Origin of the sequence: Mycobacterium sp. E3247, assembly GCF_001667785.1 — a bacterium.
Classification (GTDB): domain Bacteria; phylum Actinomycetota; class Actinomycetes; order Mycobacteriales; family Mycobacteriaceae; genus Mycobacterium.
This window is the reverse complement of record NZ_LZJG01000299.1, coordinates 1-22,420: the sequence shown is the minus strand read 5'-3', so window position 1 is coordinate 22,420 and position 22,420 is coordinate 1. Positions and strand designations below refer to the sequence as shown.

21 protein-coding genes and 1 pseudogene are annotated in these 22,420 nt (G+C 69.7%); 10 read left to right on the top strand and 12 right to left on the bottom strand.

Features of this window, described 5'->3' with window-relative positions; all coding sequences use genetic code 11:
• Positions 1 to 121 precede the first annotated feature (121 nt).
• Both A9X04_RS16235 and A9X04_RS16230 read right to left on the bottom strand, forming a co-directional pair.
• On the bottom strand, positions 122 to 493 hold the full coding sequence (locus A9X04_RS16235) for a hypothetical protein (protein WP_231980368.1): 372 nt from the start codon (positions 491 to 493) through the stop codon (positions 122 to 124).
• A 118-nt stretch (positions 494 to 611) separates the two neighbouring features.
• The gene (locus tag A9X04_RS16230; RefSeq protein ID WP_067922306.1) at positions 612 to 992 is read right to left on the bottom strand and encodes a VOC family protein; all 381 of its coding nucleotides are present in this window, start codon (positions 990 to 992) and stop codon (positions 612 to 614) included.
• A gap of 59 nt (positions 993 to 1,051) precedes the next feature.
• Here A9X04_RS16230 and A9X04_RS16225 point away from each other — a divergent pair, with 59 nt between their 5' ends.
• Positions 1,052 to 2,047, top strand: coding sequence for a glycoside hydrolase family 6 protein (locus A9X04_RS16225; RefSeq protein WP_067922302.1), 996 nt, complete (start codon positions 1,052 to 1,054; stop codon positions 2,045 to 2,047).
• A gap of 410 nt (positions 2,048 to 2,457) precedes the next feature.
• Complete coding sequence (locus A9X04_RS16220) at positions 2,458 to 3,828, top strand: hypothetical protein (RefSeq protein WP_067922299.1); 1,371 nt, start codon at positions 2,458 to 2,460, stop codon at positions 3,826 to 3,828.
• Between the two features lie 43 nt (positions 3,829 to 3,871).
• Here A9X04_RS16220 and A9X04_RS16215 read toward each other — a convergent pair whose 3' ends face one another.
• From A9X04_RS16215 to A9X04_RS16205, 3 genes are read right to left on the bottom strand one after another with little or no spacing between them, the layout of a single operon-like run.
• Positions 3,872 to 5,011 carry a DUF4185 domain-containing protein gene (locus A9X04_RS16215; RefSeq protein ID WP_067922296.1) on the bottom strand — a complete coding sequence of 380 codons (1,140 nt, stop codon included), beginning with the start codon at positions 5,009 to 5,011 and terminating at the stop codon, positions 3,872 to 3,874.
• A gap of 7 nt (positions 5,012 to 5,018) precedes the next feature.
• On the bottom strand, positions 5,019 to 6,065 hold the full coding sequence (locus tag A9X04_RS16210; RefSeq protein WP_067922293.1) for an aspartate-semialdehyde dehydrogenase: 1,047 nt from the start codon (positions 6,063 to 6,065) through the stop codon (positions 5,019 to 5,021).
• A gap of 2 nt (positions 6,066 to 6,067) precedes the next feature.
• Positions 6,068 to 7,333 (bottom strand): aspartate kinase, encoded by a 1,266-nt coding sequence (locus A9X04_RS16205; protein WP_067922291.1) that lies wholly within the window; start codon positions 7,331 to 7,333, stop codon positions 6,068 to 6,070.
• A 243-nt stretch (positions 7,334 to 7,576) separates the two neighbouring features.
• Here A9X04_RS16205 and leuA point away from each other — a divergent pair, with 243 nt between their 5' ends.
• Positions 7,577 to 9,418 (top strand): 2-isopropylmalate synthase, encoded by a 1,842-nt coding sequence (leuA, locus tag A9X04_RS16200; RefSeq protein ID WP_197509187.1) that lies wholly within the window; start codon positions 7,577 to 7,579, stop codon positions 9,416 to 9,418.
• On the opposite strand, the gene A9X04_RS16195 is transcribed toward leuA, so the two are convergent.
• Positions 9,415 to 9,912, bottom strand: a complete 498-nt coding sequence (locus tag A9X04_RS16195; protein ID WP_067922285.1) for a MarR family winged helix-turn-helix transcriptional regulator — start codon at positions 9,910 to 9,912, stop codon at positions 9,415 to 9,417. The two genes, leuA and A9X04_RS16195, sit on opposite strands and share 4 nt — an antisense overlap.
• 99 nt (positions 9,913 to 10,011) lie before the next feature.
• On the opposite strand from A9X04_RS16195, the gene A9X04_RS16190 reads away from it, so the two are divergent.
• Positions 10,012 to 10,953 carry an NADP-dependent oxidoreductase gene (locus A9X04_RS16190; protein WP_067922332.1) on the top strand — a complete coding sequence of 314 codons (942 nt, stop codon included), beginning with the start codon at positions 10,012 to 10,014 and terminating at the stop codon, positions 10,951 to 10,953.
• 52 nt (positions 10,954 to 11,005) lie between these two features.
• Here A9X04_RS16190 and A9X04_RS16185 read toward each other — a convergent pair whose 3' ends face one another.
• Positions 11,006 to 11,998, bottom strand: coding sequence for a DEDDh family exonuclease (locus A9X04_RS16185; protein WP_082975033.1), 993 nt, complete (start codon positions 11,996 to 11,998; stop codon positions 11,006 to 11,008).
• 190 nt (positions 11,999 to 12,188) lie between these two features.
• On the opposite strand from A9X04_RS16185, the gene A9X04_RS16180 reads away from it, so the two are divergent.
• The 3 genes from A9X04_RS16180 to A9X04_RS16170 all read left to right on the top strand — a co-directional run bounded on the left by A9X04_RS16180 (position 12,189) and on the right by A9X04_RS16170 (position 14,827).
• Positions 12,189 to 13,418: a Mur ligase family protein gene (locus A9X04_RS16180; RefSeq protein WP_067922282.1), complete on the top strand. Its 1,230-nt coding sequence runs from the start codon at positions 12,189 to 12,191 to the stop codon at positions 13,416 to 13,418.
• A complete protein-coding gene (locus tag A9X04_RS16175; protein WP_067922279.1) occupies positions 13,411 to 14,130 on the top strand; it encodes a type 1 glutamine amidotransferase in 720 nt (239 codons plus the stop codon). The genes A9X04_RS16180 and A9X04_RS16175 overlap by 8 nt, the downstream gene beginning before the upstream one ends.
• A gap of 82 nt (positions 14,131 to 14,212) precedes the next feature.
• Positions 14,213 to 14,827: a C39 family peptidase gene (locus A9X04_RS16170; protein ID WP_067922276.1), complete on the top strand. Its 615-nt coding sequence runs from the start codon at positions 14,213 to 14,215 to the stop codon at positions 14,825 to 14,827.
• Between the two features lie 115 nt (positions 14,828 to 14,942).
• Here the strand turns inward: A9X04_RS16170 and recR are convergent, their stop codons facing one another.
• Positions 14,943 to 15,554 carry a recombination mediator RecR gene (recR, locus tag A9X04_RS16165; RefSeq protein ID WP_067922274.1) on the bottom strand — a complete coding sequence of 204 codons (612 nt, stop codon included), beginning with the start codon at positions 15,552 to 15,554 and terminating at the stop codon, positions 14,943 to 14,945.
• Positions 15,555 to 15,567: 13 nt separating this feature from the next.
• Positions 15,568 to 15,915, bottom strand: a complete 348-nt coding sequence (locus tag A9X04_RS16160; protein WP_067922271.1) for a YbaB/EbfC family nucleoid-associated protein — start codon at positions 15,913 to 15,915, stop codon at positions 15,568 to 15,570.
• Between the two features lie 98 nt (positions 15,916 to 16,013).
• On the opposite strand from A9X04_RS16160, the gene A9X04_RS16155 reads away from it, so the two are divergent.
• Positions 16,014 to 16,775: an Rv3717 family N-acetylmuramoyl-L-alanine amidase gene (locus tag A9X04_RS16155; protein WP_067922268.1), complete on the top strand. Its 762-nt coding sequence runs from the start codon at positions 16,014 to 16,016 to the stop codon at positions 16,773 to 16,775.
• Here the strand turns inward: A9X04_RS16155 and A9X04_RS16150 are convergent.
• Positions 16,772 to 17,218 carry an SRPBCC family protein gene (locus A9X04_RS16150; RefSeq protein WP_067922265.1) on the bottom strand — a complete coding sequence of 149 codons (447 nt, stop codon included), beginning with the start codon at positions 17,216 to 17,218 and terminating at the stop codon, positions 16,772 to 16,774. The two genes, A9X04_RS16155 and A9X04_RS16150, sit on opposite strands and share 4 nt — an antisense overlap.
• Positions 17,219 to 17,342: 124 nt before the next feature.
• Here A9X04_RS16150 and A9X04_RS16145 point away from each other — a divergent pair, with 124 nt between their 5' ends.
• Complete coding sequence (locus A9X04_RS16145) at positions 17,343 to 18,677, top strand: FAD-binding oxidoreductase (protein WP_231985748.1); 1,335 nt, start codon at positions 17,343 to 17,345, stop codon at positions 18,675 to 18,677.
• Entirely contained in the window at positions 18,674 to 19,984 is a 1,311-nt protein-coding gene (locus A9X04_RS16140) for a class I SAM-dependent methyltransferase (protein ID WP_197509186.1), read from the top strand. The genes A9X04_RS16145 and A9X04_RS16140 overlap by 4 nt, the downstream gene beginning before the upstream one ends.
• A gap of 4 nt (positions 19,985 to 19,988) precedes the next feature.
• Here A9X04_RS16140 and A9X04_RS16135 read toward each other — a convergent pair whose 3' ends face one another.
• Positions 19,989 to 21,815 (bottom strand): DNA polymerase III subunits gamma/tau, encoded by a 1,827-nt coding sequence (locus tag A9X04_RS16135; protein WP_067922259.1) that lies wholly within the window; start codon positions 21,813 to 21,815, stop codon positions 19,989 to 19,991.
• Between the two features lie 222 nt (positions 21,816 to 22,037).
• A pseudogene (locus tag A9X04_RS16130) lies at positions 22,038 to 22,420 on the bottom strand (aminotransferase); the annotation flags it as partial.

Here is a 22,420-nt window from a genome sequence, read left to right as displayed (position 1 = left end):
CGGCGGGCATAACAGGTTCGGCACCACAAACTTGCTGTGAATCCCCGGCGCCGACCCGACGAAGGGCAGCCCGGTGCTCTGCTGAGCACCGGGCTGCTGGTGGTTCGGTGAACGGATTGGACTACCTGGCCGGGGCGACCGACGACGGGATCTGGCTGGGGCCGGGGGCGCCGGGGGTCGCCGACGCGGGTCCGCCCTGCTGGACGCCGGCCGGTCCGCCGGCGCCCGGGCCGCCCGGACCGCCCATGCGGTGCGGGTGCATGAACGCCGCGTGGTGCTTGTGGTGGTGGTGACCGTGGTGGCCGCCGCGGTGGCCGAGGATGAAGCCGGTGAAAAAGACGACCGCGACGATGAACACGATCCCGGCGACGATGGCGACCCATGCGGCGAACTGGAAGACCCGCGGGGCGCGGTATGCCGCCGCGGCTTCCGCGGCGACCGGTGCAGTTGCGGTGGCGGACCGCACAGTGGGGGTTTCAGGTGTTTCACTCATGAGACAAATGATGAAGCCGTTAACACTAGTTGCGGCTATGCGCTCCTTATGTAGCAGCTGTGAGGTCAAACCCGGTCTTCAGCTGGTCAAACGCGCCGATCTCACACCCGGATGCGCGTCAGCCGCCCGCGCCGGCCCGGGCCGGCTCGGACAACATGAAGCGGTGCCCTTCGGGGGACCTCAGCGCCATCTCCCGCCTGCCCCACGGCTCGATCCGCGGGGGTTTGATGACCTCGGCGCGCTCCGCCAGGGCGCGCCGGTGGTAGTCGTCCACACCGACGACGGTCAGGTACGCCAGGTAACTGTGGTCGCCAAGCTCGGACGCGGGTAGGGCGTCTGGGCATCGGCCGAGCCGGAAGGTCACGGGTCCCGCGGTGCAGAAGATCCAATTGCCGGGGTCCGGCTCGGTGATCGTGCACCCGAGCACCTTGCGGAACCACCGGGCGGCCTGCTCGAGGTCGTGCACGGCCAGGACCGGGTCGGCGCTGACGAATTCCATGGCAGCAGTGTGACCCCACGATTGGCGTTCCGCGCCGCGGACCCACTAATTTCCCTGACGTGATGTTCTCAGCTGCCGGCGCGGTCGCGCGCTGGATCGGCCCCCTGCTCACGGTTGCCGCCATCGGCCTTCTCGCCGGCCCGCCGCACGCCGGCCCCGCGCCGGCGGTGCGCCTGGCCGACGATGCGAACCCGTTGGCCGGCATGCCGTTCTACGTCAACCCCAACTCGGCGGCGATGCGCGCCGCGCAGCACACCGACCCGCCGAGCCCGGAGTTGACCGCGATCGCCAACACGCCGCAGGCGTACTGGATCGTCCCCGGCTCCTCCGCGGCCACGATCGCGAAGTACACCGGCGACGCGCAGGCCGCCGGCGCGATCCCGGTGCTGGCGATCTACGGGATCCCGCACCGCGACTGCGGCAGCTTCGCCGCGGGTGGGCTCGCGACCGCCGACGACTACCGCGGGTGGATCAGCGGCATCGCCAACGACGTCGGCGGCACCCGAACGGCGATCATCCTGGAACCCGACGCGCTCGCCATGGCCGACTGCCTGTCCGCCGACCAGCGCCAGGAACGCTACGACCTGATCCGCTACGCCGTCGACACCCTGACGCGCAACCCGGCCACGGCCGTCTACGTCGACGCCGGTCACCTGCGCTGGCACAGCCCCGAAGACATGGCGGCCAGGCTCAACCAGGTCGACGTCGGCCACGCGCGGGGTTTCAGCGTCAACACCGCGAACTTCTACACCACTGCGGATGAAATCGGTTACGGCGAAGCGATTTCCGGGCTGACGAACGGTTCGCACTACGTGATCGACACGTCGCGCAACGGCGCCGGACCGGCGCCCGACTCCAGGCTCAACTGGTGCAACCCCAGCGGCCGAGCACTGGGCACCCCGCCCACCACGGCGACCGCGGGCGCGCACGCCGACGCCTACCTGTGGATCAAGCGTCCCGGTGAATCCGACGGAACATGCGACAACGGTGACCCGCCGGCGGGCACCTTCGTCAGTCAGTACGCCATCGACCTGGCCCAGAACTCGGGCCACTGATCACGGCTGGAACGGGTTGACCGCGAACCCGCGTTGAACGGGTAGCACTTCGTGGCACTGAGACGCGCGGGCGCATCGCCGCCGGCGGCTCCGGCAGCATGTTGAAATTGGCGCGCACCACCCCCCGGTCGGTGACTTAGGATGGCACTTGGTAGCGGCCGGCGCGCCACTGCACCGCTCGCATGACCGGCACGACGAGAGGGATGGTCAGTGGCTGCACCGTGTTTGGCCGCTGGTTGCCGGAGGGTCGTGCGCACCCGCGAGCATCGATACTTCGCGGCGTCACCGATTGCCGATCCGCCAGATTGCTGTGCCGCTTCCACCAGCCGCGGAAACGCCCACGAACAGTCGCCCCCCTGGACATGACGCAACCCGCGAGAGTCGCTTCAGCACAAGGAGATTGAGCCGATATGACGCAGACGCTGAACGTCGAATATCAGGAACTCATCGCGCGCGCTGAAGAACTCGAGCAACCGCTGCCGACCGTCCCGTCCACCAATCCTTCAGGGCCGTGCAACCTTTCGTTCATCCACGATACTGCTGCACGACTCGCACTCACCGCCGACACCTTTCGGACGTACCTCAAAGGGTGCGAACGGGAATGGAAGGCTTTGGCGAAATCGCTGAGGAACGCGGCAAAGGCGTATGAGGAGGTCGACACCGGGGCCGCGGAGGACATCAACAAGATCCTGACCGACGGCGCTCCCGCCGCGGGCATTGCGCCGGCGAAGCTGGCCGCGGAGGAGGAGCCCTGGACGCCGCCGGGGCCAGCGGCAGCGGCGGCGCCATTCGAGTACCCCTATTACGAAGTCAGGCAGGCGGCGGCCGACATCGAGGCCGGTGATCAGGGAACCTCGTTCAGGGCGTTCGCACAGGAATGGGAAGCGTTTCAACGGGCGTTTCGGGAGGAAACCAATCGGTTCCGGCTCTTCAACACCTGGGAGGGCGAAGCGACTGCGCAGGTCGAACAGAATTTCCAGCGGCAAAAAGAGTGGATCTATTCGATGGCGAAATTGTGCGGTGACCTGGCGCAGCAGGCCAACAGGGTTGTCGACGTGCACAAGAAAGCCACCGCGACCACCGGGTACAACAAGCGCGCAGTGGACGGTGCGCATCCCAGCTCGTACGAAGTGTCGCAATGCGACTATTGGTATAGGCGCTACGTGGAATCCAACAACCAATACTACGTTTCCGTCGCCATTCAGTGGTATGAAAGGCTGCAGGCTCAGTCGGAATCGGCGTTGAAATACTACGTGCAGTATGCCAATTTGCCGCTGAAGGTGCTTACTCCGGATGCGCCGCCCAAGGCGATGGTCATCAAGCCGCCCGACACAACGCCAAAGCCCAACCCGGACGATCCCAACGCGGAAAATCCCGACGCGAGTCCCAAGCCGGAGCCGACGCCCACACCGGGCGGGACGACGCCGGCGCCCATCCCGACCCCGGCGCAGATCGGTCAGCTCGCGGGAAACCTGTCGGACGGTGTGCAGGGTCTGTCACAAGGGATGCAGGGGGTGCAGGGCATGATGCAGGGCGTCCAGGGCTTCGCGCAGGGCGGCGGCTCGATGCCGGCTTCACTCGCCTCGGACACCACCGCGATCGACCCGCAAGTGGACGAGGAAAAGAAGGATGACGACAAGAAGGACGATGAGGAGACGCAGGACCCGGCGACACTCGTCGACGGCGCGGCCGCGGGCGATCAGGCGTCGGGAAGCGCCCCCACCGGGCCGCCGGCCGCCGGCGGCCAAGCGGGCGCGGCGCCTTCAGAAGTGGTGCTCTGACAAGGTCGCGACGCCCGCGCGCCGGTTCGTCGAGCCGGCAGCGTCAGGGTTTGAACGGGTTCACCGCGAACTGGATCACCCGGTACGGCGCCGCGACCCGGGCCCGAGTGTCCCACTGGCTCACGAAGATTCGCAATTCGTCGAGGGTAGAGCCGGGCGAGATGTACCCGCCGTACGGTTGCGCGAGCCGGTTGTCGTAGGGCGGCGGCAGGCTCTCCGCCGGATCCGGCCACTCGTCGTGCTGCACCACCGTGGTCACCGGCGCGTCACCGAGCCCGGTCGGGTCGTCGGCGACGCGGACCTCCATGTTGCCGGTGACGGCGTTGAAGTACGACAGCACGGCCTTGCCGTCGATCTGCCGGATGCACAGCTCGCCGACGGCGTCCGGCCACAGCGGGGTGGGCGGCTTGCCCCAGCCACCGTGCGGGCCGGCCGCCCAGCCCTGCCAGCGGGACCGGTCGGTGAACGTCTGCGGGGTGGCCCGGTACAGCACGACGGGGTCCCTGCGGGTGAAGCTGTCCGCGACGACGTACACCCACCCGGTGGGCGAGTCCGGCGTCGGGATCGGGTCGTAGTAGCCGCTGATCTGCGTCTGCGAGCCGCCCTGATACGAGGCGGCCCGTCGCGATCCGGCGATGGTCTGCCACCCCGCCCGCGCGGGCTCGGCCGTCACCAGCCGTGAGCTTTGCGGCTCAAGGTTTTTCGTCGTCGTCACCATGACGTAGTTGCGCCGGTTGATCTGGACCACCCCGGCGGGCAGCTGCGAGGCGCCCGGCGGCGTGGGGTCGGCGAGCAGCGGATTGCCGATCCCGGTGACGCCGGTGTAGCGCACGCCGGCCGGGTCGTCGACGGACGCGGTGTCCACGTGCAGCGCCACCGGCGCGTACCAGCCGCCGAACCCGACGCCCTGGCCGGCGAAGCTGTCGCCGCAGACCTGCAACAGCTCGGTGGGGAACTCGACGAACTCACAGAGGTCGGTCGCCCCGATGCCGTAGTCGCCGGTGGGCGTGCCGGTGCCCGCCGTGGGGCCGATCCGCAACACCTGACCGGGCGCCAGCGGACCCACGATGGGCTCGGGGGCTGGTGCCGGCGGGTCGGCGCGGGCAACCGAAAACCATTGCGGCGCAAACAGAGTCAGTGCAAGCGAGCACCGCGCGACCAGCCGGGTATGCGCGGTCCTCACCCGCGGATCACAGCTGGGCGGCCAGCAGCTCGGCGATCTGGATGGTGTTCAGCGCCGCCCCCTTGCGCAGATTGTCCCCCGACACGAACAGGGCCAGGCCACGCCCGTCGGGCACGCCCGGGTCGTGCCGGATGCGGCCGACCAGCGACTCGTCGACGCCGGCGGCCGCCAGCGGGGTCGGCACGTCGACCACCTTCACGCCGGGCGCGCCGTCGAGCAGTTCCCGCGCGCGCTCGGGCGGCAGCGGCCGGGCGAATTCGGCGTTGATCGACAGCGAGTGGCCGGTGAACACCGGCACCCGCACGCAGGTCCCGCTGACCGCCAGCTCGGGGATGCCGAGGATCTTGCGGCTCTCGTGCCGCAGCTTCTGGTCCTCGTCGGTCTCGCCGGATCCGTCGTCCACCAGCGAGCCGGCCAGCGGCACCACGTTGAACGCGATCGGCGCGACATACGTTGTGGGAGCGGGGAACTCGACCGCGGAGCCGTCGTGCACCAACCGCTCGGCGTCGTCGATGACCGCGCGCGCCTGCGTCGCCAGCTCCGCGACCCCGGCCAGGCCGCTGCCCGACACCGCCTGATAGCTCGACACCACCAGGCGCACCAGCCCGGCCTCGTCGTGCAGCACCTTGAGCACCGGCATGGCGGCCATCGTGGTGCAGTTGGGGTTCGCGATGATGCCCTTGGGCCTGCAGTGCGCGTCCCGCTCGAAATTGACCTCGGACACCACCAGCGGCACGTCCGGGTCCTTGCGCCAGGCCGACGAATTGTCGATCACCGTCACCCCGGCCGCGGCGAACCGCGGCGCCTGCACCAGCGACATCGTCTTGCCCGCGGAGAACAACGCGATATCCAGCCCGGTCGGGTCCGCCGTCGCCGCGTCCTCGACCTCGATCTCCTGACCGCGGAACTCCAGCTTGCGCCCCTGCGAGCGCGCGGACGCGAAGAACCGCACCGACGTGGCGGGGAAGTCCCGCTCGTCGAGCAATTTGCGCATCACCTGGCCCACCTGGCCGGTGGCGCCTACAACGCCTATTGACACCCGATTAGCGCCCATATCTACCTACCGGTCCCCGCATACACCGTCGCCTTCTCGTCCCCGCCGAGCCCGAACGCCTCATGCAACGCCACGACGGCCTTGTCTAGTTCGGTGTCGCGGCACAGCACCGAGATGCGGATCTCGGAGGTGGAGATCAGTTCGATGTTCACGCCGACGGCGGCCAGGGCCTCACAGAACGTCGCGGTGACACCCGGGTGGCTCCGCATCCCCGCGCCGATCAGCGACACCTTGCCGATGTGGTCGTCGTAGAGCAGCTGGGTGAAGCCGATCTCGTCCTTGAGCGCGTCCAGCTTGGCCACCGCGGTGGGTCCGCTGTCCCGCGAGCAGGTGAAGGTGATGTCGGTCTTGCCGTCCTCGACCTTCGAGACGTTCTGCAGCACCATGTCGATGTTCACGTCGGCGTCCGCGACGGCCCTGAACACCCGGGCCGCGTAGCCGGGGATGTCGGGGATGCCGACGACGGTCACCTTCGCCTCGCTGCGGTCGTGCGCGACTCCGGTCAGGATGGGGTCTTCCATGGCTATGTCCTTGATCGATCCGACGACGACGGTGCCCGGCTTGTCCGAGTACGACGAGCGGACGTGCACCGGAATGTTGTAGCGGCGGGCGTATTCCACGCAGCGCAGCATCAGCACCTTGGCGCCGCACGCCGCCATTTCGAGCATTTCCTCGAAGGTCACCCTGTCCAGCCGGCGCGCGTTGTGCACGATCCGCGGGTCCGCGGTGAAGATGCCGTCCACGTCGGTGTAGATCTCGCAGACGTCGGCGTGCAGCGCGGCGGCCAGGGCCACGGCGGTGGTGTCCGAGCCGCCGCGGCCCAGCGTGGTGACGTCGCGGGTGTCCTGGCTGACGCCCTGGAATCCGGCGACCAGCACGATGCGCCCCTCGTCGAGCGCCTCCTGCAACCGGCCCGGCGTGACCTCGATGATCTTGGCGTTGCCGTGGGTGCCGGTGGTGATGACGCCGGCCTGTGAACCGGTGAACGACCGCGCCTGCGCGCCCAGCGATTCGATCGCCATGGCCACCAACGCGTTGGAGATGCGCTCCCCGGCGGTCAGCAGCATGTCGAGTTCCCGCGGCGGCGGGGCCGGGCACACCTGCTGGGCGAGGTCCATCAGGTCGTCGGTGGTGTCGCCCATCGCGGAGACCACCACGACGACGTCGTTGCCCTGCTTCTTGGTCGCGACGATGCGCTCGGCGACGCGGCGGATCCGGTCGGCGTCGGCCACCGAGGATCCGCCGTACTTTTGCACGACGAGCGCCACGTTATTGTTCCCGCATTCTTCCCGCCCTTGGGCACGTTCTGGGTCCAGAACAGAATACGTGGCTGCACATAGCGGTTTACGCCGCGATACCGGCCGCCCCGACCTGCGGTTTTCGCCGAGTTGTCGCGCAATTTTCGCTCGGGGTGCCGAGCGCGGTAGAGTTTTCGGCGTGCAGCGGGTGCTCCTCCTCGGACGCCGCGACGGGGTCTGATCCAGACCGGCTTCCCGTCGCGGGTGTTCGCGATGCGCCGGTCTGAGGTTCCTTCTGACACCCCCGGAGCAACTACCGTGACTTCCAACCCCGACGCCTACACCTCGGCGCGAACCATCACCCAACCCGCGGGACCGCCCCGGCCGGGCCAGCCCGCCTGGAATCCCCAGCGGGGCTCGGCGATGCCGGTCAACCGGTACCGGTCCTTCGCCGAAGAGGTCGAACCCATCCGGCTGCGCGACCGCACCTGGCCAGACCGCGTCATCGACCGCGCGCCACTGTGGTGCGCGGTGGACCTGCGCGACGGCAACCAGGCGCTGATCGACCCGATGAGCCCGACCCGCAAGCGGCGCATGTTCGACCTGCTGGTGCGGATGGGCTACAAGGAGATCGAGGTCGGCTTCCCGTCGGCCAGCCAGACCGACTTCGATTTCGTCCGCGAGATCATCACCGACGGCGCCATCCCCGACGACGTCACCATCCAGGTGCTGACGCAGTGCCGCCCCGAACTCATCGAGCGCACCTTCGCAGCGTGCGAGGGCGCGCCGCGAGCGATCGTGCACTTCTACAATTCGACGTCAATCCTGCAGCGCCGCGTGGTGTTTCGCGCGGACCGGGCCGCGGTGCAGGCGATCGCCACCGAGGGCGCGCGCAAGTGCGTCGAGGAAGCCGCCAAATACCCTGGCACACAATGGCGTTTCGAATATTCGCCGGAGTCCTACACCGGAACCGAGCTGGAATACGCCAGGCAGGTGTGTGACGCCGTCGGCGAGATCATCGCGCCGACCCCGGACAACCCGATCATCTTCAACCTGCCCGCCACGGTGGAGATGGCCACCCCCAACGTCTACGCCGACTCGATCGAGTGGATGAGCCGCAACCTGGCCAACCGGGAATCGGTCATCCTGAGCCTGCATCCGCACAACGACCGCGGAACGGCCGTCGCCGCAGCCGAATTGGGCTACGCCGCCGGCGCCGATCGCATCGAGGGTTGCCTGTTCGGCAACGGCGAGCGCACCGGCAACGTGTGCCTGGTGACGCTGGGGCTCAACCTGTTCTCCCGCGGCGTGGACCCGCAGATCGACTTCTCCAACATCGACGAGATCCGCCGCACCGTGGAGTACTGCAACCAGCTGCCGGTGCACGAGCGTCACCCCTACGGCGGGGACCTGGTCTACACCGCGTTCTCCGGCAGCCACCAGGACGCCATCAACAAGGGCCTGGATCAGATGAAGATCGACGCGGACGCCGCGGACTCCGACGTCGAGGACATGCTCTGGCAGGTCCCGTATCTGCCGATCGACCCCAAGGACGTCGGGCGCACCTACGAGGCCGTGATCCGGGTCAATTCGCAGTCCGGCAAGGGCGGGGTGGCCTACATCATGAAGTCCGACCACGGCCTGGCCCTGCCGCGGCGGCTGCAGATCGAGTTCTCCCAGGTGGTCCAGAAGATCACCGAGGGCGAGGGCGGCGAGGTGTCGCCCAAGGAGATGTGGGACGCGTTCTACGAGGAGTACCTGGCCCCGGTGTGGCCGCTGGAGCGGATGAAACAGCGGGTCGAGGCGTCGGAGGAGGACAGCGGCAGCACCACGATCGCGGCGACGGTGAAGGTCAACGGGGTCGAGTCGGAGATCAGCGGCACCGGCAACGGCCCGCTGGCGGCGTTCGTCCACGCGCTGGGTGACGTGGGGTTCGACGTCGCGGTCCTGGACTACTCCGAGCACGCGATGAGCGCCGGCGACGACGCGCAGGCGGCGGCTTACGTCGAGGCCTCAGTCGACGGCAAGACGGTGTGGGGCGTCGGCATCGCGCCGTCGATCACCACCGCGTCGTTGCGGGCGGTCGTGTCCGCGGTCAACCGCGCGTCGCGTTAGACCTCCGCGCCCGACGCCTGGCGCTTCCGCGGCGCGGCGGAGCGGGGCGGCCGGGCCCGCATGTGGTCGCGGGCGCGGCTCATGATGTCGCCCAGCGTGCGCACGTCCCGGTCGGACAGCGGGTCGAACAGGCCGCGCACGACCTCGATGTGCCCGGGCAGGACCGCAGCGAGCCGGGCCCGGCCCTCCTCGGTGATGCTGACGACGGTGGCCCGCTGGTCGTGGGGGCTGGCCGCGCGGGTGATGAGCCCGGCCCTCTCCAACAGCCCGGCCTGATGGGTGAGGCCGCTGCGGCTGTAGACCACGCCGTCGGCCAGGTCGGTCATGGTCAGCTGACCGTCGGCGTCGGCGAGTTGGGCCAGGATCTCGAACTGCACGTAGCTGAGATCGCCCTCGGCCTGTAGCTGCTGTTGCACGGCGTACTGCAGCAGGCTGACCGCCTCGGTGAGCGCGAAGTACGTGCGCATCTGCTCGGGCTTGAGCGCTTCGGCCATGCCCCGATCCTACTGCTTCGAAATCGAAGCAATGCGACGACGGTCACACCGCGTTTCGGAATTGCTTCGATATCGAAGCAAAAACGGATGGAGGACATCGTGAAGTCAGTGCACTACCACCGGTACGGCGGCAGCGAGGTGCTTGTGTACACGGACGTCGAGCGCCCGACGCCGGGCCCGGGACAGGTCCTGGTGAAGGTGGCCGCGACCTCGTTCAACCCGGTCGACGCGGGCATCCGCGGGGGCTACCTGGCCGAGGTGTACGCGATCACTTTTCCCCACACACCCGGCATCGACGTCGCGGGCACGGTCGCCGAACTCGGCGACGGCGTGACGGGCTGGAGCGTCGGCGACGCCGTGGTGGCGTTGCTCCCGCTGGATGCCGACGGCGCCGCCGCCGAATACGTGCTCGCGCCGGTCGGGGCGCTGGCCGCCGCACCGCGGTCGGTGGCGCTGGCCGACGCGGCCGCGCTGCCGGAGGCGGGATTGACCGCGTGGCAGGCCCTGTTCGAGATCGCCGGGTTGGCGGCGGGCCAGACGATCCTGATCAACGGCGCGGGCGGGGCGGTCGGCGGGTACGCCGTTCAGCTGGCCAAGCAGGCCGGCGCCATCGTCACCGCGACCGCCTCGGCGCGCAGCGCGGACCGCCTGCGCGACTACGGCGCCGACCGGCTCATCGACCACATCGACTACGCGACGACGCCGCTCGCCGTTGCGGGACAGCCTTTCGACGTCGTGTTCAACCTGCTGAGCACCTCACCCGAGGAAACCGAAGCCCTCGTCGGCGTGGTCGCCGACGGCGGTTTCCACGTGGGCACGATGACGCCGGGAACTCAGGACGCCGCGCGCGGGGTGCGCACGCAACGGGTGTTCGTCCGCAGCGATGCCGAGCAGCTGGCCGGCCTGGTGGGCCGCGTCGACTCCGGGCAGCTGCGCATCGACGTCGCCGATCGCCGCCCGCTGAGCGAGGCGGCCGCGGTGCACGACGCCGCCGACGCCGGCCGGCTGCCCGGCAAGACGATCCTGATCCCCGCCGATTAACGGTCCGCAATGTCTTCCCGCCGGGCGACGTCCGGCGGGAAGACGCTATCGGTCAGAACAGCGCGAGCTGCTGATCCACCGCGGTGGTGTCGGTGAATTCCTCCATGCTGGTGCCGCCGACGACCGCGCGGATGGAGTCCATGAACTGGGTGTCGGAGATCACCGGGATGCCCAGCTGGCAGGCCAGGTAGCCCTTGCCCTGGTCGGGGGCCGGGTCGTTGCAGATCACCAGCGACGTCTCCCCGTCGACGGCGTCGCTGTAGGCCAGCCCGGCGTGCAGGATCCGCTCGACGAGCTCCTCGTGGGTCCGCCCGACCTCGGCCGCCAGGGCCACCCGCATGCCCTGCACCAGCGGCCTGCCACATACGTAGTGGCCGGGGTTGAGATACGGGCAGGGCATCCGCGAGGCCAACACCTTCAGCGGGCGCAGCTCGTCATGGGTGACGCGGCCGTTCGGCCACCGGCGCCGGGTCACCGGATGCACCGGCAGCCAGATGTCGCGCTCACGCGCCCGCTCGAGCGCCGACGCCAGCACCCCGGTGAGCACCAGTGCGTCGTCGAAGGCGTCGTGCGGCCGTTCCTGGGTGACACCCCAGTGCGCGGCGAGGGTCTCCAGCCGCAGGTTGTCGGTGCCCAGGTCCAGCCGCCGGGCCAGCTCGACCGTGCACATCACCGAGTCGACGGGGAGTTCGGCCTCAGCGAGCTCGGCCTCCGCGGCCAGGAACGCGTAGTCGAACGCGACGTTGTGGGCCACCAGCGTGCGGCCGTCCAGCACCTTGACCACGTCGTCGACGACGTCGGCGAACTGCGGTTGGTCTTCCAGCATGGCGGCGGTCAGACCGTGCACGTGGGTCGGGCCCGGGTCCACGCCGGGGTTGAGCAGGCTGACGACCGACTGCTCGACGCGGCCGTCGGAATCGAGGCCCAGCACCGCCAGGCTGATCACCCGCGCCTGACCCGGCCGGAAGCCCGACGTCTCGACGTCGATGACGGCCCACCCCCCGACCGGCTCGGCGGCCGGCCGACCCCAGGACATGCCGTTCATGACTTGAGAATGGCACGTCCGACCGACATCGCCGGGTCGCTTCGCGGCCGTGTCGGTCGATGAATTCGATGAGGGCGACCCGCAGCGCCCGGCGCTCTGCGCCGCGCTTGCGATCGCCCTTATTCGATGAGGGTGACCCGCAGCGCCCGGCGCTCTGCGCCGCGCTTGCGATCGCCCTTAAACTGCGCGGGTGATCACCACCCGCGCACGCCTGGCCCTCGCCGCGGGAGCGAGCGCGCGCTGGGCGTCGCGGGTGACCGGACGCGGAGCCGGGGCAATGATCGGCGGACTGGTCGCCATGACCCTGGACCGATCGGTGCTGCGCCAGCTCGCTGCCGGACGGCGCACCGTCGTCGTCACCGGCACCAACGGCAAGTCCACCACCACCCGGATGACCGCGGCCGCGCTCGGCACAATGGGCCCGGTGGCCACCAACGCCGAGGGCGCCAACATGGACGCCGGCCTGGTCGCGGCGCTGGCCGCCAATCGCGAGGCGGCGCTGGCGGCCCTCGAGGTCGACGAGATGCACGTGCCGCACGTGTCGGATGCCGTCGGCCCCGCGGTCGTCGTGCTGCTGAACCTGTCGCGCGACCAGCTGGACCGCGTCGGCGAGATCAACGTCATCGAGCGCACGCTGCGGGCGGGGCTGGCGCGGCACCCGAAGGCGGTCGTCGTCGCCAACTGTGACGACGTGCTCATGACGTCGGCGGCCTACGACAGCCCGAACGTGGTGTGGGTGGCCGCGGGCGGCTCGTGGGCCAACGACTCGGTCAGCTGCCCGCGCAGCGGCGAGGTGATCGTCCGCGAGAAGGGCCACTGGTATTCCACCGGCGCGGACTTCAAGCGGCCCAGCCCGCAGTGGTGGTTCGACGACGAGACGCTGTACGGGCCCGACGGGCTGGCCCTGCCGATGCGGTTGGCGCTGCCCGGCGCGGTGAACCGCGGCAACGCCGCCCAGGCCGTCGCCGCGGCCGTCGCGCTGGGCGCCGACCCGGCCCGGGCCGTCGCGGCCGTCAGCCGGGTCGACGAGGTCGCCGGGCGCTACCGGACCGTCCGCATCGGCGATCACGAAGCGCGCATCCTGCTGGCCAAGAACCCCGCCGGATGGCAGGAGGCGCTGTCGATGGTGGACAAGCACGCGGCCGGGGTGGTCATCTCGGTCAACGGCCAGGTGCCCGACGGGGAGGACCTGTCCTGGCTGTGGGACGTGCGGTTCGAGCACTTCGAGAAGACCGCGGTCGTCGCCGCCGGAGAACGCGGCACCGACCTCGCGGTGCGCCTGGGGTATGCGGGCGTCGACCACACCCTGGTGCACGACACCCTGGCCGCCATCGCGTCCTGCCCGCCCGGGCGGGTCGAGGTCGTCGCCAACTACACCGCGTTCCTGCAGCTGCAACGAGCGTTGGGGCGTCATGGCTGACACATCGTCCTTTTCCAAGGTGCGCATCGGCCTGGTGCTGCCCGACGTGATGGGCACCTACGGTGACGGCGGCAACGCGCTGGTGCTGCGCCAGCGGCTGCGGTTGCGGGGCATCGCCGCCGACATCGTCGAGATCACGCTGGCCGACCCGGTGCCGGACTCGCTGGACCTCTACACCCTGGGCGGCGCCGAGGACTACGCGCAGCGGCTGGCCACCAGGCACCTGATTCGCTACCCGGGCCTGCAGCGCGCGGCCGAGCGCGGCGCGCCCGTGCTGGCGATCTGCGCCGCGGTCCAGGTGCTGGGCCAGTGGTATGAGACGTCGGCGGGCGAACGGGTCGACGGCGTCGGCCTGCTCGACGCGACCACGTCGCCGCAGGAGGCCCGCACCATCGGCGAACTGATCACCAAGCCGCTACTGCCCGGCCTGACCCACCGGCTCACCGGTTTCGAGAACCACCGGGGCGGCACCGTGCTCGGCCCCGCCGCGTCGCCGCTAGGCGCGGTGACCAAGGGCGCCGGCAACCGGGCGGGCGACGGCTACGACGGCGCGGTGCAGGGCAGCGTCGTCGCCACCTACATGCACGGGCCGTGCCTGGCCCGCAATCCCGAGCTGGCCGACCTGCTGCTCGGCAAGGTGGTCGGTGAGCTGGCGCCGCTGGAGCTCCCGGAGGTCGACCTGCTGCGCCGGGAGCGACTGGCCGCCCGCTGACGGCCGGCCACCCGTTCCCGAGGCTCCACGACGGTCCCCCGACCCCAAGGATCCTTTGAGGGCCGTCGCCCAGCCTTGGCCCATGGCAGACACCAGCACCAAGATCGCCATGGCGCTCGGCGCGGCCGCCGCGGTGGCCGTCGCGCTCGCCGGCCCCGCCCACGCCGCCCGCGACGGGATGCACGGCGACCCGGCCGCCGCCGCGCCCTACTGGCGCTACCAGCAACAGGATTTGGACTGCGGGGAGATGGCGGTGGCCGACGTGATCGGCCAGCTCAGCGACCACCAACCCACCGAGGACGAGATCACCGCCGCCGCCGGCAACATCCCCAGCGTGAGCCATTCCGGGCCGATCTACCGCTCCGGCGGCAGGACCAGCAACAGCGACCTGGCGGTGCTGCTGGCGCACTACGGCATACCGGCCACCGGGGTGCACACCGACACCGATGCCCTGGCGCAGGACCTGGACCGGGGCCAGCGGGTGATCGTCGGACTCAACGACAAGATCATCTGGGACGAACCCGGCAACCGCACCCGGGAGAACCACTTCGTCGTCGTCACCGGCATCGACACCACGGCTCGGGTGGTGCACCTCAACGACAGCGGCATCAAGGCCGGCCGGGACGAGCAGGTAGCGCTGACGACCTTCGAGCAGGCGTGGGCCACCAGCGACAACTTCGCTGTCGTGACCGCGTGACGGTCCGTGTGCGACCGCGCTCCAGGCATGTGGTCAACGCCGGATTTGATAGCGCATGCGCTATCAAATTTGACGGTCGCCTATCCCTACCGAGAGCTTCCTGACGGGCTGTGCGTCAGACCATCGCCCGGCGGCCGGCGAGGGCGCGGCCCAGCGTCAGTTCGTCGGCGAACTCCAGGTCGCCGCCCATCGGCAGGCCGGAGGCGATCCGCGTCACGGTCAGCCCGGGGATATCGCGCAGCATCCGCACCAGGTAGGTGGCGGTCGCCTCGCCCTCGGTGTTGGGGTCGGTGGCGATGATCACCTCGGCGATGTCCACGTCGTCGACCCGCTCCCCGATCCGGCTCAGCAACTCGCGGATCCGCAGCTGCTCGGGCCCCACCCCGGAGAGCGGATCCAGCGCACCGCCCAGCACGTGGTAGCGGCCGCGGAACTCGCGGGTGCGCTCGACGGCCTGGACATCCTTCGGCTCCTCGACGACGCACACCAGGGAGCCGTCGCGCCGGGGATCCGAGCAGATCCGGCAGCGCTCGTTGTCGGAGACGTTGCCGCACACCGCGCAGAACCGCACGCCGTCGCGGACCTTACCGAGCGCCGCGGTCAGCCGGTCGATGTCCGGGGGTTCGACGGACAACAGGTGGAACGCGATGCGTTGCGCGCTCTTGGGCCCGATGCCCGGCAGCTTGCCGAGCTCGTCGATCAAATCCTGGACGGGTCCTTCAAACATGTCGGCGGAGTGTCTAGAGCTCCGGCGCCGGGGCTGGAGGCTGGCCCGGGGGCGGGCCGCCCAAGCCGCCGGCCAGCGCGCCCAGCCGTTCCTGTGCCATGCGGGTGACCTGCGTGGAGGCGTCGGCCATGGCGCCGACGATCAGGTCCTGCAGCGTCTCGACGTCCCCGGGGTCGACGACCTGGGGATCGATCCGCACCGCGACCACCTCGCCGCTGCCTTTGACCGTCACGTTGACCAGGCCCCCGCCGGCCTGCCCGTGGATCTCGGCGTTGGCGAGCTGTTGCTGGGCTTCCATCAACTTCTGCTGCATCTGCTGCGCCTGGGCCAGCAGCGCCGACATGTCGCCTCCGGGTTGCATGACAGTCCCCTCGCATCTTGGTCTCGAGTTGGTTTCGCCTGCGGGTGTCCGGCGATTCGAAACACCCAGCGTAGACCGCGCGAGGCTACCTTTGCGCCGTGGACCTACGAGTGAGCAGGCGTGTCGGCGTCAGGTTGGTCATCGGTGTGCTGGTCGCCGCTTCGACAGCGATCACCCCGGCCGCGTGGGGTGTCCCCTCCAACATCGCCGGGATGGTGGTCTTCATCGATCCCGGCCACAACGGCGCCAACGACGCGTCCATCAGCCGTCAGGTGCCCACCGGCCGCGGCGGCACCAAGGACTGCCAGGCGAGCGGGACGTCGACCAACAGCGGCTATCCGGAGCACACCTTCACCTGGGACACCGCGCTGCGGGTCCGCCAGGAGTTGAACGCCCTGGGCGTCCGGACCGCGATGGCGCGCGGGAACGACACCGGGTTGGGGCCGTGCGTCGACGAGCGCGCCAACATGGCCAACGCGCTGCACCCCAACGCGGTCCTGAGCATCCACGCCGACGGGGGGCCGGCGTCGGGCCGCGGATTCCACGTCAACTACTCGGCCCCGCCGCTCAACCAGGTGCAGGCCGGGCCGTCCGTGCAGTACGCGCGGATCATGCGCGACCAGATGCAGGCCTCCGGCATCCCGCCGGCCAATTACATCGGCCAGGGTGGGCTGTACGGGCGCTCGGACCTGACCGGCCTGAACCTGGCGCAGTACCCGTCCATCCTGGTCGAGTGCGGCAACATGAAGAACCCCGCGGATTCGGCGCTGATGGAGTCGGCCGAGGGCAGGCAGAAGTACGCCGACGCGATGGTCCGCGGCGTCGCCGGCTTCCTGGCCTCGCAGGGCCAGGCGCGCTAGTTAGGCCGAGCTTCCAATTCGTTCTTCAGGTTGGCCAGCACCTCGCCCTGAATCCTCTTCAGCCCCAACGGCGCAAAGGTCTTCTCGAAGAACCCCTTGATGCCGCCCGCACCGGTCCAGGTGGTCTTCACGGTGACGCTGGACCCGGGTCCGGCGGGGGCCACCGTCCAGTTGATGATCATCGACGAGTTGGCGTCCTTCTCGATGACGGAGTGGCCGGCGACGTCGACGTCGACCTGCACGTCGCGGACTCGGGATTTGGTCGCCTGCAGCTTCCATTTGGCCACCGTGCCCGCGCCCTGGCCACCCTGCAACACCTGGTAGTCGCTGTACTGAGGGGACAGAATCTTCGGGCGCACCGTCTGATAGTCCGCGACGGCCGCCAGGGTGGCGGCCGGCTCGGTATTGACCAAAATCGTGCTGGCAGCACTCACCTGTCCCAAGACAAACTCCTGAAGCTATGCCGCCCGCGCGCGGGTGCACGGGCTGTGGTCGAAGACTAGGGTATATGTGGTGCCTGCCTCAGGATCTGCACTCTCGGCGCACAAGTCGGGCGTTGACCGGTTGATGGCGAGTTATCGATCCATCCCCGCAACGTCCGCCGTCCGGCTCGCCAAGCCGACCTCAAACCTGTTCCGCGCCCGCGCTAAACGCGACTCCCCTGGCCTCGACACGTCGGGGCTGACCGGCGTGCTGAGCGTCGATCCCGAATCCCGCACCGCCGACGTGGCCGGGATGTGCACCTACGAAGATCTGGTCGCGGCGACGTTGCCGTACGGCCTGTCGCCGCTGGTCGTCCCGCAACTGAAGACCATCACCCTCGGCGGTGCGGTCAGCGGCCTGGGGATCGAGTCGGCGTCGTTCCGCAACGGCCTGCCGCACGAATCGGTGCTGGAGATGGACGTCCTCACCGGCGCCGGCGAATTACTCACCGCGTCGCGCACCCAGCATCCCGACCTGTTCCGCGCCTTCCCCAATTCCTATGGGACGCTTGGTTATTCGACCCGGCTGCGCATCGAGCTGGAGCCCGTCGCACCGTTCGTGGCGTTGCGGCACATCCGGTTCCGCTCGCTGCCGGCGCTGATCGCGGCGATGGAACGCATCATCGACACCGGCGGGCAGGGCGGCACCCCGGTGGACTATCTCGACGGGGTGGTGTTCGGCGCCGACGAGAGTTACCTGTGCATCGGCCGGCGAACCACCACCCCGGGCCCGGTCAGCGACTACACCGGGAAGGACATCTACTACCAGTCGATCCGGCACGATTCCCCTGGTGTGGAAGCCACCAAGGACGACCGGCTGACGACGCACGACTACTTCTGGCGCTGGGACACCGACTGGTTCTGGTGCTCACGCGCGTTCGGCGTGCAGAACCCCCGGATACGGCGGTGGTGGCCGCGGCGCTACCGGCGCAGCAGCGTCTACTCGAAGCTCGTCGCCATGGACCAGCGCTTCGGTGTCGCGGACCGGATCGAGAAGCGCAACGGCCGGCCGCCGCGGGAGCGGGTGGTGCAAGACGTCGAGGTGCCGGTCGAACGGACCTGCGAGTTCCTGGAGTGGTTCCTAGACAACGTGCCCATCACCCCGATCTGGCTGTGCCCGCTGCGGTTGCGCGACGACGAGGGCTGGCCGCTGTATCCGATGCGGCCGGACCACACGTACGTCAACGTCGGGTTTTGGTCCTCGGTGCCGGCGGGCGCCACGGAAGGTGAAACCAATCGGACGATCGAAGCGAAGGTGAGCGGACTCGACGGGCACAAGTCGCTGTATTCCGACTCCTACTACACCCGCGAGGAGTTCGACGAGTTGTACGGCGGCGAGGCCTACAACACCGTCAAGAAGACCTATGATCCCGATTCCCGTCTCCTCGACCTCTATGCAAAGGCGGTACAGCGGCGATGACGACCACCCAAGAACCCCACCGCGCCACCACCGGAAAAATGAGCATGGCGGAGATCCTGGCGGTCTTCGCCGCGACCGGGCGGCATCCGTTGAAGTTCACCGCCTACGACGGCAGCATCGCGGGCAACAAGGATGCCGAACTGGGCCTTGACCTTCGGACCCCGCGGGGCGCCACCTACCTGGCGACCGCTCCCGGCGAACTCGGCCTCGCCCGCGCGTACGTGGCGGGCGACCTGGACCTGTACGGCGTCCACCCCGGAGACCCATACCAACTGCTCAAGACGTTGACCGACCGCGTCCAGTTCAAGCGGCCGCCCGCGCGGGTGCTCGCCAACGTGGTGCGTTCGATGGGTCTGGAGCGGCTGGTGCCGATCCCCCCGCCGCCGCAGGAGACCCCGCCGCGGTGGCGCCGGATCGCCGACGGGCTCATGCACACCAAGACCCGCGACGCCGAGGCCATCCATCACCACTACGACGTGTCCAACACCTTCTACGAATGGGTGCTCGGCCCGTCGATGACCTATACGTGCGCGGTCTATCCCGACGCCGACGCGACGCTGGAAGAGGCCCAGGAGAACAAGTACCGGCTGGTCTTCGAAAAGCTGCGGCTGCAACCGGGCGACCGGCTGCTCGACGTCGGCTGTGGCTGGGGCGGCATGGTGCGCTTCGCCGCGCGACGCGGGGTCCGGGTGATCGGTGCCACCCTCTCGGGTGAGCAGGCGAAGTGGGCGCAGCGCGCGATCGAAGACGAAGGGCTCACCGACCTTGCCGAGGTCCGCCATTCGGACTACCGCGACATCGGCGAGCGCGGCTTCGACGCCGTGTCCTCGATCGGGTTGACAGAACACATCGGCGTCAAGAACTACCCGGCCTACTTCGGGTTCCTGAAGTCCAGGCTGCGCACCGGCGGCCTGTTGCTCAACCACTGCATCACCCGCCACGACAACAAGTCGACCTCGTTCGCGGGTGGCTTCACCGACCGGTATGTCTTCCCCGACGGGGAGCTCACCGGTTCCGGGCGCATCATCACCGAGGTGCAGGACGTCGGGTTCGAGGTGCTGCACGAGGAGAACTTCCGACATCACTACGCGATGACGCTGCGGGACTGGTGCCGCAACCTGGTCGAGCACTGGGACGAAGCGGTCGAGGAGGTCGGGCTGGCCACCGCCAAGGTCTGGGGTCTCTACATGGCGGCCTCGCGGGTGGCGTTCGAGCAGAACAACCTGCAACTGCACCACGTGCTGGCGGCCAACGTCGATTGCCGGGGCGACGACCAGCTGCCGCTGCGGCCGTGGTGGACGCCCTAGCCCACTAGCCCCCGTCGATCCGGCGCGCGCCCAGCTCGTTCTGTAACAGCTCCAGCGCGACCTCCTCCGGATCGCGCCGCGGCCCCGACGCCTCCGTGCGTCCGGCCTCGGCGAGCATGTGTTCCTCTTCGTCGTCGCGCCGCGCCACGTCGGGCGCCGGCTCCTCGACCCGCGTGGGCGGGGGCGCCGACTCGACCGGGGCGGCGGCGCCAACCTCGCAGCGCACCCGCCAGTTGACGCCCAGCGCGTCCTTGAGCGCTTCGGCGATGACGTCGGCGTTGCGCTGTTCGCACAGCCGCTTGGCCAGCGGCGCCGACGAATGCGTCAACACCAGCGTGTTCTCCTCGAGGGCGCGGACGGTGGCACCCGCCAGCATGACCTCGGTGGTGCGGCTGCGCTGGCGCACCTTGTCGCGCACCGTGGGCCACATGGTTCGCACGGCGGCCGCGTTGAGTTCGCCCGCGGCGGCGGCCGGTTCGGCGATCGGCGCGGCGGCCGGTTCGGGCGCCGGGGGCGCCGGGACCGGTTCGGGGACCGCCTCCGGCCTGGGAACGGGCGGAGCGGACCTGGGCGGGACGTGCTCCTTGGGCGGGGTCGGCTCCCTGCGCGGCCGCGCCGGCGTCGCCACCGCCGGGTGCGGCGGGTGCGCGGCGGCCGCCTCCGAGGCGGGGATGGACATGTCGAGGCGGGTCTCGATCCGCTCGACGCGCTGCAGCAGGGCCGACTCGGTGTCGCTGGCCGAGGGCAGCAGCAGCCGCGCGCAGACGACTTCGAGCAGCAGCCGGGGGGCCGTCGCGCCGCGCATCTCGCCGAGGCCCGCCTGCACGACCTCGGCGTAGCGGGTCAGGGTGGCCGGCCCCAGGCGGGTCGCCTGGTCACGCATGCGGTCGAGCACGTCCTCCGGCGCGTCCACCACCCCGCGGCTGACCGCGTCGGGAACCGCCTGCATGAGAAGGAGGTCGCGGAACCGCTCCAGCAGGTCGGTGGCGAAGCGCCGCGGGTCGTGGCCGGAATCGATCACCGACTCCACCGCACCGAACAACGCGGCGGCGTCGCCCGCCGCGAGGGCGTCCACGGCATCGTCGATCAGCGCGACGTCGGTGGCGCCGAGCAGCCCGAGCGCCCGCGGGTACGTCACGTGGGCGCCCTCGGCACCCGCCAACAGCTGATCGAGCACCGACAGCGTGTCGCGTGGGGAGCCGCCGCCGGCGCGGATCACCAGGGGGAACACCGCGTCGTCGACCGCGACGCCCTCCTGCTCGCAGATCCGCCCGATCAGCGACCGCATGGTCTTCGGCGGCAGCAGCCGGAACGGGTAGTGGTGGGTGCGCGAGCGGATCGTCGGCAGCACCTTCTCCGGCTCGGTGGTGGCGAAGATGAAGATGAGGTGCTCGGGCGGCTCCTCCACGATCTTGAGCAGCGCGTTGAACCCCGCGGTGGTCACCATGTGCGCCTCGTCGATGATGAACACCCGGTAGCGCGACTGCGCCGGCGCGTAGAACGCGCGGTCCCGCAGCTCCCTCGTGTCGTCCACGCCGCCGTGGCTGGCTGCGTCCAGCTCCACCACGTCGATGCTGCCGGGGGCGTTCGGAGCCAGCGCCGTGCAGGACTCGCAGACGCCGCACGGGGTGGCCGTCGGCCCCTGGGCGCAGTTCAGCGACCGGGCCAGGATGCGCGCCGACGACGTCTTGCCGCAGCCGCGCGGACCGGAGAACAGGTAGGCGTGGTTGATCCGACCGGCTTCCAGGGCGATCGACAGCGGCTCGGTGACGTGCTCCTGCCCCACCACCTCGGCGAAGGTTGCCGGTCGGTACTTGCGGTAGAGGGCCACGCTCAGCAGGCTACCGGCGCCGGCCGACCAGAGCTCGGCTGGCAGGGCCCGCTGTGGGGCACCTCCCGCTTGCGGGGAAAAGTCGGACCGAAAACGTGGTGACTAAAGCGCGGCGGCTTTTGAGGGTGCATCAGCGGCTTCGAGTGTGCGGGCAAGGCTTTGGGCGTGCGTCCAGGGTGGGATTTCGCCAGATTCTCCGCCCTCAGCGCACACAGAAAGCCGTCAGCTCACGCTGGATGCGGCGGAGACGAGCAGCGACTCCGACGCCGCCAGCAGCGCGCAGGTGGCCAGCCCGTCGACCGCGTCGCGCAGGTCGGGCAGCGACGGGAAGGTGGGCGCGATCCGGATGTTCTTGTCCTCCGGGTCTTTTCGGTACGGGAAGGACGCTCCCGCCTCGGTCACGGCGATGCCGGCGTCCTTGGCCAGGGCCACGGTCCGGCGCGCCGTTCCGGGCAACACGTCGAGGCTGATGAAGTAACCGCCCTGAGGTTCGGTCCAGGACGCGATCTTGGAGTCGCTCAGCCGCTTGTCCAGGATGTCCAGCGCCAGCTCGAATTTCGGCGCCAGGATCTGCTGGTGACGCAGCATGTGCAGGCGCACCCCGT